This window comes from Streptomyces sp. RK9 (genome assembly GCF_045070545.1).
Taxonomy (GTDB): Bacteria; Actinomycetota; Actinomycetes; order Streptomycetales; family Streptomycetaceae; genus Streptomyces; species Streptomyces alboflavus.
In genome coordinates this window covers 4,117,497-4,129,760 of sequence record NZ_CP173703.1, presented here as the reverse complement: position 1 = coordinate 4,129,760, position 12,264 = coordinate 4,117,497, and the positions used below count along the sequence as shown (strand labels likewise).

At 72.9% G+C, this 12,264-nt stretch carries 11 protein-coding genes; 5 read left to right on the top strand and 6 right to left on the bottom strand.

All coding sequences use genetic code 11. The features are described from left to right. The first annotated feature begins 8 nt into the window (after positions 1 to 8). The gene (locus AB6L24_RS17180; protein WP_405656193.1) at positions 9 to 836 is read left to right on the top strand and encodes a helix-turn-helix domain-containing protein; all 828 of its coding nucleotides are present in this window, start codon (positions 9 to 11) and stop codon (positions 834 to 836) included. 76 nt (positions 837 to 912) lie between these two features. Beyond that, a complete protein-coding gene (locus AB6L24_RS17175) occupies positions 913 to 1,665 on the top strand; it encodes a phytanoyl-CoA dioxygenase family protein (protein ID WP_405656192.1) in 753 nt (250 codons plus the stop codon). 156 nt (positions 1,666 to 1,821) lie between these two features. On the opposite strand, the gene AB6L24_RS17170 is transcribed toward AB6L24_RS17175, so the two are convergent. Continuing rightward, entirely contained in the window at positions 1,822 to 2,628 is an 807-nt protein-coding gene (locus AB6L24_RS17170; protein WP_380889728.1) for a S1 family peptidase, read from the bottom strand. A 647-nt stretch (positions 2,629 to 3,275) separates the two neighbouring features. Here AB6L24_RS17170 and AB6L24_RS17165 point away from each other — a divergent pair. Both AB6L24_RS17165 and AB6L24_RS17160 read left to right on the top strand, forming a co-directional pair. Continuing rightward, positions 3,276 to 4,154, top strand: a complete 879-nt coding sequence (locus AB6L24_RS17165; RefSeq protein WP_405656190.1) for a sigma-70 family RNA polymerase sigma factor — start codon at positions 3,276 to 3,278, stop codon at positions 4,152 to 4,154. A 13-nt stretch (positions 4,155 to 4,167) separates the two neighbouring features. Beyond that, positions 4,168 to 5,079 (top strand): hypothetical protein, encoded by a 912-nt coding sequence (locus AB6L24_RS17160; protein WP_405656188.1) that lies wholly within the window; start codon positions 4,168 to 4,170, stop codon positions 5,077 to 5,079. Between the two features lie 31 nt (positions 5,080 to 5,110). On the opposite strand, the gene AB6L24_RS17155 is transcribed toward AB6L24_RS17160, so the two are convergent. The 4 genes from AB6L24_RS17155 to AB6L24_RS17140 form a co-directional block, all read right to left on the bottom strand. After that, complete coding sequence (locus tag AB6L24_RS17155; RefSeq protein WP_405656187.1) at positions 5,111 to 5,929, bottom strand: maleylpyruvate isomerase N-terminal domain-containing protein; 819 nt, start codon at positions 5,927 to 5,929, stop codon at positions 5,111 to 5,113. Positions 5,930 to 6,154: 225 nt separating this feature from the next. Further along, a complete protein-coding gene (locus tag AB6L24_RS17150; RefSeq protein WP_405657201.1) occupies positions 6,155 to 7,894 on the bottom strand; it encodes an ABC transporter ATP-binding protein in 1,740 nt (579 codons plus the stop codon). Positions 7,895 to 8,218: 324 nt separating this feature from the next. Continuing rightward, complete coding sequence (locus AB6L24_RS17145; RefSeq protein WP_405656185.1) at positions 8,219 to 9,313, bottom strand: alanine racemase; 1,095 nt, start codon at positions 9,311 to 9,313, stop codon at positions 8,219 to 8,221. Positions 9,314 to 9,417: 104 nt separating this feature from the next. Further along, the gene (locus AB6L24_RS17140) at positions 9,418 to 9,888 is read right to left on the bottom strand and encodes a MarR family winged helix-turn-helix transcriptional regulator (protein ID WP_405656184.1); all 471 of its coding nucleotides are present in this window, start codon (positions 9,886 to 9,888) and stop codon (positions 9,418 to 9,420) included. 119 nt (positions 9,889 to 10,007) lie between these two features. Here AB6L24_RS17140 and AB6L24_RS17135 point away from each other — a divergent pair, with 119 nt between their 5' ends. Further along, positions 10,008 to 10,850 (top strand): alpha/beta fold hydrolase, encoded by an 843-nt coding sequence (locus AB6L24_RS17135; protein WP_405656182.1) that lies wholly within the window; start codon positions 10,008 to 10,010, stop codon positions 10,848 to 10,850. Between the two features lie 61 nt (positions 10,851 to 10,911). Here AB6L24_RS17135 and AB6L24_RS17130 read toward each other — a convergent pair whose 3' ends face one another. Continuing rightward, positions 10,912 to 12,213 carry an ROK family protein gene (locus AB6L24_RS17130; protein ID WP_405656180.1) on the bottom strand — a complete coding sequence of 434 codons (1,302 nt, stop codon included), beginning with the start codon at positions 12,211 to 12,213 and terminating at the stop codon, positions 10,912 to 10,914. Between the last annotated feature and the right edge of the window lie 51 nt (positions 12,214 to 12,264).

The window sequence follows — 12,264 nt, the reverse complement described above, 5'->3', positions numbered from 1 at the left end:
TGCCCTCGATGCCCGTTCTGCTGGAAGCCCCGGAGAGGGCACGGGAGGACCGCGACTGGCTGCGGCGTCTCGACGAGCATCCGGACATCGGGGTTCTCACCTACGGCACGGCGCCGCCGCATTGGGAGGTGTCGCTCGACCACGGGCACTCCGATCATGTGCTCCACCTCGTGGTGGCCGGCCGGTACGAGGGTGTGGCCGGCCACCGGCGGATCCAGGTGGGGCCGGGGACCCTGGTGTGGCTCAAGCCGGGGGTGCCGTTCGCGGTGCGCGCGGCCGGAGCGCGGCCGCTCGCCCTCTACCGGCTCCACCTGCCACCGGCCCCCGGGGAGGAACCGCCGCTGGGTCCCGCCGTGGTGCTGCCCGGCGCGTGGGAGCTGCGGGCGCCCCTTGACCTGCTGATCAGCGAACGGCAGGAACAACAGCCGTTCCGCGAGGTCCGGATGCGGGCGGCTCTCGAATTGCTGTTCAGCTCGGCTCTGCGGCTCGCGGAGCAGCAGCAGACCGTACGTCCGGCGCTGGACGCCGCGCAGCGGCGCATCCTGGAGGACCACTCCGACGAACGGGTCGCCGAGCGGGTGCACCCGGCGGAACTGGCCCAACTCCTTCGGATGTCCCCGGAGCACTTCACGCGCTGCTTCCGCCAGACCTATGGCTGCCCGCCGAAGGTGTGGCTGGTGCGGCGGCGGATCCAGCACGCGGCGCGGCTGCTCGACGAGACGCGGGAGACCGTCACCCGGATCGCCCGCGGCCTCGGGTACTGCGACGTCTATCTCTTCAGCCGTCAGTTCAAGTCCGTGATGGGTGTGTCCCCGCGGAGCTATCGCGCGCGCTGAGGCGTGCGGTTGAGTGCAAGTTTTACCCGGCCTCGGGCATGGTCGCCGGGGGTCGCCCACTGCCACCGTGATCTCCATGGACACCACCACTGCAGCGCTGACCCGCGACGAGGTCGCCCGATTCCACGAGCAGGGCTTCATCGGGCCGTTCGTCGCCTGCCCGCCCGAGGAGATGGACGCCTTCCGCGAGCGCATCGACGCCGAGGTGCTCACCTCGCCAGGGCCCAATCCGGCGACGCCCCTGCACTCCCGTCACCTGGACCACCGTCCGGTCCACGACCTCGCCACCCTGCCCGAGGTGCTCGGCCGGGTGCGGAGCCTGCTCGGCGACGACATCCTGCTGTGGTCCACGTTCCTGTTCAACAAGGAGCCGGGCGGCCTGGAGGTGCCCTGGCACCAGGACATCGACAGCTGGCCGCTCGATCCGCCGGTGAACCTGTCCCTCTGGCTGGCGATCGACGAGGCGACCACGGAGAACTCGTGCGTCCAGATCATCCCCGGCTCGCATCACGAGCTGCTGCACCACGTGCCCTCCCGCCCGGGGCGGGCGTTCCCGCAGGAGATCGACCCGGCCCTTGTCGACACCACGAACGCGATCGACATGGAGCTCGCCCCCGGTGAGTTCTTCCTCTTCAGCGAGCAGCTGATGCACCACTCGAACAAGAACACGTCGGACCGGCGCAGGCTCGGGCTCTCCGCCCGCTACACGACCCCCGCGGTCAACATCGTCGACCAGGACTCCTCGCCCCTGTTCCCGGGCCACGCGTGCGTCCTGGTGAGCGGGAGCGACACCGTGGGCCACAACCGCATGACGCAGCCCCCGGCCTGACCCCGGCGGACCCGTCCTGTCGGTGCGGTCGCGCGTACGGGTGAGAACACAGGAGCGCCGTACGTCCGCGGGGCGGCCGAAGCCGGTCCCCGCGGACGCACGGCGCGAGTGGACTCACCCGGCGGGCTCGAGCGCGGGCCCGCCGGACGACAGGCGTCAGCCCAGTTCGCCCGCCGCCTTCTTGATGTCGGCCGCGAAGTGGCTCACCTCGGTGTAGACACCCGGCTTGGACGGACGGGCGCAGCCCTCGCCCCAGCTCACGATGCCGACCTGGACGAGCTTGTCGCTGTCGTCCTTGCGGAACATGGGGCCGCCGGAGTCGCCCTGACAGGTGTCGACGCCGCCGGTGTCCATCTTCCCGGCGCACAGCTCCTCGTCCTCGACCAGGTTGGAGTAGGCGCCCTTGCAGGTCGCGTCGTCCACGAACGGCACCTGGGCCTTGAGGAGGTGGCGCTGCTGGCTGCCGCCCTCCTTGTCGGCGCCCCAGCCGGCGATGGTGAAGTCGCCCTTGTCGAACGAGTTGTTCTCGGCTATCGGCAGCGTCGGCTGGTCGATGGCCTTCTCCAGCTTGATGACCGCCCAGTCCTTGCCGGTTCCGTTGTAGCCGGGAGCCTGGATGACCTTGGTGGCCTTGACCGTGACGGCGTCCGGCGACTCCAGGTCGACCACACCGCCGGTCGCCGTGATGTTGGGGTTGTCGCTGCTGCCGTCGACGCAGTGGGCGGCCGTCAGGACGACGTCCTTCTCCAGGAGCGAGCCGCCACAGCCCATCGAAAGCCGGACCATGAACGGGAATTCGCCCTGCTCGGCCGGGGTGCCGCCGACGACCCTCGTGCGGGGCCCGTCGCCGCCGGGACCGTCGGCGGGGACGGCCCAGGAGTTGGCGGGGTTCAGGCTGAAGGCGGCGAGGGTGACGGCGCCGACGGCGGCGGCCCTCTTGAGGTACGTGACCGTGTTCTTCAACGGACTTCCTCTCGGTGGGGGGATGAGCACTCTGATGGGCTCATGCCAACCCCAATGACCGGAGGCGCCCTTCGGAAAAACCGCGTGGAGAAGGGCAGTTGACCGCAAGGTGTCCGGGCCCAGTGGGGTGAGCCCGTGAAGTGCTCCCGTGATTATGGAGAACCACCGAACGGCACGGCAAGACCTTCTCGCACACCAGTCGCACCCAACGCGGAGCGCCCGCAGGGCACTTCTGCCCCGAGATCGCCGGGTCACGCGTGCCCGGGAGACGGTGGGCGACGCGCACCCGGGACGCAGTGCGCCCGCACACGGAAGGCAGCAGCGGCCCGCGCCCGCGCGAACCGGGAACATTGCTCTGCCCCGGCGCGCCCTGCCCACGGCCTGCACGTTTGCCCCTCGCGGCGCTCCCGGCGCCCACGGCAATGTTCCCGAACCAGCCGATCTTCTCGCCGTCGGGCCGCGCGCGGCCCATGCTGGCTCGCAGTTCCTGGGGCGGGGGGCGCCGGTGGGCGTCACAGGAGCTGGTCCACGTACCAGGACGCACGATCACGTAAGCGAAGGAGCCTGATGCACAGGCCACAGACAAGCCCGCGCGCGGACGGTTTACGCACACCCCCGCCCGCGACCGACGCCGGGGAGGGCGCTCGGTGAGCGCACAGCCGGCACCGAAAGGCGCCCGCCACCGACGCCCCGGGCGCAAGCTGGGGCCCATCGCCGAGGGCACCAAGCCGGCCCACCGGGCCTGGCTCGAGCACCTGCGCGGCGCCTATCACGACAGTGGCCTGACGTTCATGCAGCTGGAGAAGGAGGCGAACTGGCCACGTTCCAAGATCTCCGAGCTGTTGCGGGCCATAGGCCGCTATCCCCGCTGGCAGATCACCCGCGACCTGCTGGTCGCCCTGCGCCTGCCCGACCCGGCGCTCGCCGACATCAGGGCCCAGTGGGTGCGTGCCGCCCAGGAGGCCGACAAACGTCTCAACTGGATACACAAGGCCCTGGCCAAGGAGCGGGAGAACGGTCTGCTCGGCCAGCGCCCCCCGCTGGACTTCCTCGCCTTCAGGGACACCCACCGCACGAACTACACCGCGTACGCGGCCACGTTCCAGCGCCGGTCCGGGGAGGCGAAGCGGTCCGTCGGCGACGTGTTCCACCTGCTCCTCATCCTCTGGCCGGACGCCCTCGCCAGCGAGCGGCCCGAGCAGTACGCGTGGCGGCTCCTGCGCCAGACCGTCATGGAGCGCGCCCCGCACTGCGACGGCCATCCCGCGCTCGCCGAGGCCGCGTTCGACACCCGCGCCCAGCGCGACGCGGCGGACCCGCTCGCCCGGATCGCGAAGACCCTCGACCTCTTCGACGCGATCCGCCGCCTGCCCGCCCTGCACCTCGACGTCATCGTGCTGCTGCACCTGCGCGGGCTGCGGGACAGCGACGTCGCCGAAGTCCTGGGCATCCCGTGCGCCACGGTCCGTGCGGCGGACCGGCACGCCAAACGCCATCTGACGGCACATCTCCGCACCACCACCTAGGAGGGACACCCCGGTGACCTCACCGATTGATGAGCTGCTCCAGGGCGCTCTGCTGCTCGACGAATCCCCTGCCCCCCACGACCCGGTGCCGACCCGACCCGCCCTGCCGCCCCACCCGGCCGCGGCCGACGACCCCGGCCACGCCACCGCTCGCGCGGCGGACAGCGATCTGCGGATCCTGTGCGAGGCCGTCGTGACCACCACGCCCCTGGCGTCCCTGACCGACTTCCTCACCGAGTTCCTGCCCACCCCGTCGGGCGCGCTCGTCCTCGGCTGCATGCTGCGGCTCAACGACAGCGCGCACACCGCCCGCTTCCTGTGGCAGTACGCCGCCGGGGCCGGGGAGACGGCGGCGGCCTACTGCCTCTACCTGCACCACCTCACGCTCGGCGAGACCGACGACGCGGCCTGGTGGAAACAGCAGACGCCTGACGCCGCCCTGCCCGCCCCGGAGGCCGATGCCCCCCTGCCCCGCCGCGCTCCCCGCCCCGAGCGGGGCGCCCCCCTGCTGAAACTGGAATGGCCCACGGAGCCGCCGGCCGTCAGCGTGGCGGCGACCCTGCGGATGCTGGGCATCCTCAGGATGACCAATCGGGCGACGTTACGCTCCTGGCCTCCCGTCGCCCTCGCCGTCATGGAGTACGCCGCCCTGGCGGTGCGGTTCGTCGACGACGACGTCGAACTCCCCCTGCCCATGGGCGGGTTCCACGACCGCGTCCGCCATCTGACCGCCCGGCCCGGCCACGCCCTCGACCCCGCGCGGCGCGCCGACCCCGCCCCCGACGAGCGCGACGAACTCCCGCCCCGGCCCGCACGGCAGACCCCCTGGCCCCCGGGGCCCTGGCAGAAGCACCCCACGTACCGCAGGCGAGGACGCGGCAACCGCGCCTACGTCGTCGAGTACAAGCTCAAGTGCGGCGCGTGACCGGCGACTTCGGGCCAGAGGTTCCCGGGCGTCACCTGCGGAGCCAGGCGCTTGCCGCCTCCCGCCACTCCTGGAACAGCTCCCGGTCCCCCACGATCTCCACCGCTTCGTCCAGGACGGAGTCCCGCTGGTACATGAGCATCAGGAGCGCCGCAGCCGAGCCGCGCAGGCTCACGGCCGCTTCCCCGGGGGTACGCTCCCCCGCCCCGGAGCGCCGCACGGCGGGGGCGTCGCCGGTGAGGTCGATCAGCCAGTCGCCCTCCGCCCCGGGGGCCGCGTCCGTGGCGTGGAAGTGGACGGTCCTGCCGGGCCCGAGCAGGGCGCGCATCGCCTCGACGGACTCGTAGACCTGCGGCAGTTCGAGGAAGCCGAGCCACTCGGCCAGGGCGTCGAGGGCGACGTCGTGGTCCAGGGTGTACGTCCCGTCGACGGCCCCGACCGCGTCCGCGCGGTGCACCACCGTCTCCACCGTCATGCGGCGCGCCCAGAACACCGGGGTGCCGCCGGGCGCCACCGTCCACACCGGCGCCTCCGGTCCGGCCTTCCGCAGGGCGTCCGCGTACAGCGCCGCGCCCTCGGTCAGCCAGGCGCCGAGCGCGGCGACGTCCGCCCGGTCGTCGCCGGACACGTCGTTCACCTGGTCGTCGGGGACCGGGCCCGTCGCCCGGGTGCGGACGATCTCCTCGGCCCAGCGGTGCGCGCCGCCCAGGTGCCGCAGGAGGTCGCCGAGGCTCCATCCCGCGCAGGTCGGTACCGGGGCCGCGAGGTCCGCGCCCTTGATCGACGAGGTCAACTGCTCGGTCTGGGCGATGATTTCGGCGGCGTATCGATCCAAGGTCAAGTCGGTCATGGGGTCACGATAGCGAGGGGTCGGCGCTGGGTCCCGGTAGTTTTCCCGGGTGTGGGGCGTCGGGTTCCGGGGGTCGTGGAGCGCGGCGTTCCGCGAGCTCGGAATGCCGCATGCGCCGCGCGCGGGGCGTCGCCCGCACCGGGCCCGTGGGGCGCGGCGGGCAGGGCGGCCGCGTGTGCAGCGGCCGCCCTGCCCGCACCGGTCAGGACCCGTCCACGCCCCCGCTCAGGACGACGTCGCCAGGAACTGCGTCGCGGCCAGCTCCCCGTACAGCGGGTCCCCCTCGACCAGTTCGTCGTGCGTGCCGACCGCCCGGACCCGGCCCGCGTCCATGACGACGATCCGGTCGGCCAGTGTGACCGTCGACAGGCGGTGCGCGACGACGAGGACCGTGACCGTCCTCGACACCTCGGCGACGACGTCGCGCAGCGCCAGCTCGTTGACGGCGTCCAGCTGCGAGGTCGCCTCGTCGAGGAGCAGCAGCCGGGGCTTGCGCAGCAGGGCGCGGGCGATGGCCACGCGCTGGCGTTCGCCGCCGGAGAGCTTGGAGCCGCGGTGGCCGACCACGGTCTCGAGGCCGTCGGGAAGCTTCGCCACGAGGCCGTCGAGGCGTGCCTGCACGAGGACGTCGTGGATCTCGGCGTCGGTGGCGTCCGGCGCGGCGAACAGCAGGTTCTCGCGCAGGGTGCCCGCGAGGACGGGGGCGTCCTGCTCGACGTACCCGATGGTCGCGCGCAGTTCGGCGAGCGGCCAGTCCTGTACGTCCCTGCCGTCGACGAGGACGCGGCCGCCCGTCGCGTCGTAGAAGCGCTCCACGAGTCCGAAGACGGTGGTCTTGCCCGCGCCGGACGGGCCGACGAAGGCCGTCATGCCGGGGCCGGGGACGGCGAAGGTCACGCCGTGGTGGACGTGCGGCAGGTCGGGGCGGTAGCGGAAGGTGACGTCGTCGAAGAGGACGGACGCGGGCCGCTCCACGGCGGCGCGAAGGACCGCCGCCCGCCCCGCTCCACCGGCCTGGTCCTCGACGGCGGCCGCTTCCTCGGTCTCCATCCGCTCCGCCTGCACGATGCGGGCCACGGCGGCGGAGCCCACCTGGTACTGGGTGACGGCGTCGACGAGGCGGCTGACCGGGTCGATCAGGTAGAAGAGCAGCATCAGGAACGCCACGAGGGTCGCCACGGAGATCGCCTCGGAGGCGACGCGGGCGCCGCCGACGCCGAGCACCGCGAGGAACGACACCTGGATCGCGAAGCCCATCGAACTCCATGCCACCGCCTGCCACTTGGCCGACTTCACGCCGTGCCGCCAGGCCTCGCGCGCCGCCGCCTCGACCTTGGCGACCTCGCGCTCCTCGGCGCCGGACGCCTTCAGCGTGCGGAAAGCGCCGAAGGCCCGCTCCAGGGCGGTGGAGATCATGCCCACGGCTTCCTGGGAGCGCTGGGTGGCCTTGGAGATCTTCGGCATGACCAGGCCGGTGGCGGCGCCGATGAGGACGATCACGCCGAGCGTGACGCCGAGGAGCACCGGGTCCATGAAGGCCATCATCACGATGGTCGCGACGACGGTGAGCGCCCCGGAGAACGCGGACACCACGGCCTGCGTGGTGACGGCCTGGAGCAGCGTGGTGTCCGAGGTGACGCGGGACATCAGGTCGCCGGGCTGCACGCGCTCGATCTCCGCGACCTTCAGGCGCAACAGGCGGCCGATGAGGGAGCGGCGGGAGTCGAGGACGACGGACTGCGCGGTGCGTTCCAGGATGTAGCTGCCGACGGACTCGACAGCCGTCCCGATCACCAGGAGCCCCGTGAGCAGCACGAGGATCGAGGTGATCGACTCGTCGTCCTGGAGCCGGCTCACCAACTGCTCGACCGCGACCGGCTGCGCGAGGCCGGTGGCGGCGCCGATGAGCGTGAACAGCGCGCCGAGCGCCACGATGCCGCGGTGCGGCTTGAAGTGGCGGTACAGGACGGTCCAGGTCTCCCGCGCGGGAAGCCGCTCGGGCCCGTCCCCCTTCTCGGAGTTCTCGGAGTTCTCGGAGTTCTCGGAGTTCTCAGCGCTCTCGGTGCTCTCGGACTCCTCCGTCCTCTCGGACTCCTCGGCGTCCACCGGCTCCTCGGCCGGGTCGGTGTCGGGTCCGGCCCGGCGCGGGCCGGTGGGGTCTCTCTCCGCGTGAGGTTGTTTGTCGAACGTTGGTTCTGGACTAGTCACACACGACAGGACGCGTCAGGGCGCGTTCTGCCTGACCGGAATTCGCGGTCGGCCGCGCGGCGTCGGGCGGGCGCGTGCGGGTCAGGTGTTGGTGCCTCGTGCGGTGACCTGCCAGCGGTCGACCACCTCGCGGTCCCGGACGACCAGCAGCTCGTCGGCGAGGTTCACCGGCGTGCAGACGTGGTTGGGGACGACGGCGACCGTCGACCCGAGGCGCGGCCCTCGCACCCCCTCCGGGAGCCGCACCACGGCGTGGTGCTCCCACAGTCCGGTGACGGTCCCCTCGGGGAACCGGGGCAGGTAGCCGTGGCCCGACACCCAGGGCGACCGGTCGGAGCCGAGGACCTTGCTGCCGACGTCGAGCACGAAGCGTTCCGGGGCGGGAACGCTGATCACCGTCGCCACGTCGGCCAGCGCGAGGTCGTCCGCCCCGCAGGTGCCGATGGCCAGCTGGGTGGCGTCGTTGAAGACGTAGACACCGGGCCGCAGCTCGTTCACCGCGCCGGGCCGCCACTGCCCCACCGTCGGGGTCGACCCGCCGCTGACCACACGGACGTCGAGCCCGAGGTCCCGCAGCACCTGCGCGGCCTCCCCCAGCGTGCGCTCCTCGTCCCGCGCGGCCCGCTCCCGCGCCCGGGCGTCGTGGCCGTAGCCGTGCCCCGGGAACGTGAACACGCCGACCACGTCCAGGCCCGCGTCGGCGGCCGCCTTGCCGACCTCACCGGCGGCGTCGGGCCGCACCCCCGTCCGACGGCTCCCGCTGTCGACCTCGACGAGCACCTCGACCGCCCGGTCGCCGCCGCGCAGGGCGTCCCCCAGCCGCCGCGCGCCCTCGACCGACTCCACACCGACCCTCAGGGCGACGTCGTCCGCCAACCGCCGCAGCCGCCGCTCCTTGCCGGCGTCGAGCCACACGGGGAAGGCGATGAACAGGTCGTCCACGCCCGCGCGGGTGAACGCCTCGGCCTCGCCGATCGTGGCCACCGAGAGCCCGCGCGCGCCGGACCGGAGCTGACGGTCCGCGATCCGCGCGCACTTGTGGCTCTTGGCGTGCGGACGCAGGGCGAACCCCTGGGCGCGCGAGGCCTGCGCCATCCGCGCGATGTTCCGGTCCAGCACGTCCGGATCGACGACCAGCGCCGGTGTGGCCGGCCCGTCGGGCAGCGATATCGCCATTTCTTGCCTCCCACCTCGGAACACGACGGGATGATCATGGCAGGTGGGCGCACCCCGGCCGCAGGGCCACCGCCGACGGCCCCCGCACCGACCGGGAGGTGCGCCTAGGACCGCCGCCCGCCCAGCTCCGCGGCCCGGGCCCCCGCGTTCACCGTGATCCTCCGCAGCACCCCCTGCAAGGCCGCGATCTCCGCCTCGTCCACGCCCATCGCCCCGCCGATCGCCGCGGGCACGTGGGCCGCCTGCTGCCGCATCGCGCGCCCCTCTGCCGTGAGGACGACGGCGACCGAGCGCTCGTCGTCGGGGCGGCGGCGGCGCTCGACGAGGCCCCGCGCCTCAAGGCGCTTCAGGAGCGGGGACAGCGTGTTGTAGTCGAGCTGCAGCTCCTCCACCAGCTCCCGGACCGTGCTCTCGTCCCGTCGCCACAGCACCAGCATCACCAGGTACTGGGGGTAGGTGAGACCCAGCGGGTCGAGGAGCACCCGGTACACGGACGTGACGCTGCGCGAGGCCGCGTAGAGGTCGAAGCAGAGCAGTTCGGCCAGCGGTGACGTGTCTTCCCTCGTGCCTTCCATGAGGACCACTGTAAGCCAGAGCACAGCGCGGACGATTGCATCGTGCGCGAGGTAATCGTGTACGCTGTTTCTGCGTCGGCAAGCGAGACGACCAGAGGGAACGAACGAGAGGGACTGCCATGCCGTACATCACCGTCGGTACCGAGAACAGCGCGTCGATCGACCTCTACTACGAGGACCACGGCACCGGCCGCCCCGTGGTGCTCATCCACGGCTACCCGCTGGACGGGCACTCCTGGGAGAAGCAGGTGCCGGCCCTCCTGGAGTCCGGGCACCGCGTCATCACGTACGACCGCCGCGGCTTCGGCCGCTCCAGCCGGCCGACGACCGGCTACGACTACGACACCTTCGCCTCGGACCTCGACATCCTGATGCGCACGCTCGACCTGCGCGACGCGGTGCTCGTCGGGTTCTCGATGGGCAGCGGCGAAGTCACCCGCTATCTGGCGACGTACGGCACGGAGCGCGTCGGCAAGGCCGCGTTCCTGGGGCTGCTCCAGCCCTTCCTGCTCAAGACGGACGACAACCCGCACGGCGTCGACCAGTCCGTCTTCGACGGGATACTCGCCGCCGTGAAGGCCGACCGGTACGCCTACTTCGACGCGTTCTACGCCGACTTCTACAACACCGACGAGACCCTCGGCTCCCGCCTCAGCGAGGCGGCGCTGCGCGCCAGCTGGAACGTGGCCGCGGGCTCGTCCGCCCACGCGTCGGTCGCGGCCGTGCCGACCTGGATAACGGACTTCCGGGCCGACTCGGCCGCGATCGCCGCCTCCGGTGTCCCCACGCTGCTCCTGCACGGCACCGCCGACCGGATCCTGCCGATCGACGCCACCGCCCGGGCGTTCCGCGAGATCCTGCCGGACTCCACGTACGTCGAGATCGAGGGCGCCCCGCACGGCCTGCTCTGGACGCACGCCGAGGAGGTGAACGAGGCGCTGGTCGCCTTCCTCGCGAAGTGAGCGAGCCCGTTCCGCGCGAAGTGAACGGGCCCGCGCGGAGATGACCGGGCCGGGGGCCGGGTCAGAGTGCCGCCCGCGCGGCCGGGCCGAGCGACGGCCCGGCCCCCGGCGCCTCCCCGGTCTCCGTCCGCCGCCGCCCGCCCCGCGCCAGGAAGTCCGCGAGCGGCAGCGTCGCCGCGCCCACCGTCACCGCGTCCGGGCCCAGCTCGCCGAGCGCCACGGTGACGCGGGCCGCGGGGTGGCGCAAGGAGTACGCGGCGGCGTGCTCGCGGACGGCGGGCAGCAGGCGCGGGCCGAGGGCGAGGCCGGCCCAGCCGCCGACGAGGACCCGTTCGGGGCCGAAGAGGTTCACCAGGCCGGAGATGCCCGCGCCCAGATACTCGGCGGTCTCGTCGAGCACGGCCCGCGCCACGGGGTCCCCGGCGCCACCGCCCTCGGGGTGGGCGGCCTCGAGCAGCGCGGCGACCCCGCTCTCCTCACCGGTCGAGGGCGGCTCGCCCCCCGCCTCGCGCCAGCGGTCGAGCAGCGCCTCCGCCCCCGCGTACGCCTCCAGACAGCCGAGCGCCCCGCACCGGCAGCGCCGCCCGCGCACATGGACGGTCAGGTGCCCCCACTCGCCGGGCCCGCCGTGGGCGCCGCCGTGGATGACGCCGTCGGTGACGATGCACGCGCCGACGCCGGAGCCGAAGAGCACGATGACGGCGTCGCGCACCCCGCGGCCGCCGCCGAACCACATCTCGGCCTGGCCGAGCGCGCGGGCGCCGTTGTCGATGAAGTACGCCGTGTCCGCCGGGAGTCGGACGGCCTCGCGGAGCAGGGACTCCAGCGGCACCGCGTCCCAGCCGACGGTCTGGCCGTGGACGAGGGCGCCGCCGGGGGCGGTCGTCTCGACGATGCCGGGGACGCCGACGCCGACGCCGATCAGGCCCTCGCCCGCCGTGAGCCCGGCGGCGGCGGTGACTTCGGCGATGCCGTCGCGGATGTGGCCGACGACGGCCTCGACGTCGTGGCCGGTCGGGGTCAACGGGCGGTCGGTGCGGGCGAGTTCGGTGAGGGCGAGGTCGAAGGCCTCGACGCGGACGCGGGTCTCGCCGACGTCCACGCCGATGAGGTGCCCGCTGCCGGGGGCCACCCGCAGCAGGGTGCGGGGGCGGCCGCCGTCGGACTCGACGACGCCGGCCTCCTCCAGGAGGTGGTCCGCGGTGAGTTCGGCGACGACGTTGCTGACGGAGCCGGAGCTGAGCCCGGTCGCGCCGCCGAGCGCCTGGCGGCTCATCGGCCCGTGGAAGTACAACCGGCGCAGCACCGAAGCCCGGTTGCCCAGGCGCAGGTCACGCACGGTTCGGCTGTTCCGCTCGGCCATGTGGCTCCTCTCCCCGTTCGCAACATACCCGTGCCGAACCTCTTGACGCGA

Bases quoted from the DNA above. Each gene is read 5' to 3' on its own strand.
- AB6L24_RS17180 (WP_405656193.1), top strand. From the start codon at position 9: ATGCCCGTTCTGCTGGAAGCCCCGGAGAGGGCACGGGAGGACCGCGAC.
- AB6L24_RS17175 (WP_405656192.1), top strand. From the start codon at position 913: ATGGACACCACCACTGCAGCGCTGACCCGCGACGAGGTCGCCCGATTC.
- AB6L24_RS17155 (WP_405656187.1), bottom strand. From the start codon at position 5,929: ATGACCGACTTGACCTTGGATCGATACGCCGCCGAAATCATCGCCCAG.
- AB6L24_RS17145 (WP_405656185.1), bottom strand. From the start codon at position 9,313: ATGGCGATATCGCTGCCCGACGGGCCGGCCACACCGGCGCTGGTCGTC.
- AB6L24_RS17140 (WP_405656184.1), bottom strand. From the start codon at position 9,888: ATGGAAGGCACGAGGGAAGACACGTCACCGCTGGCCGAACTGCTCTGC.
- AB6L24_RS17135 (WP_405656182.1), top strand. From the start codon at position 10,008: ATGCCGTACATCACCGTCGGTACCGAGAACAGCGCGTCGATCGACCTC.
- AB6L24_RS17130 (WP_405656180.1), bottom strand. From the start codon at position 12,213: ATGGCCGAGCGGAACAGCCGAACCGTGCGTGACCTGCGCCTGGGCAAC.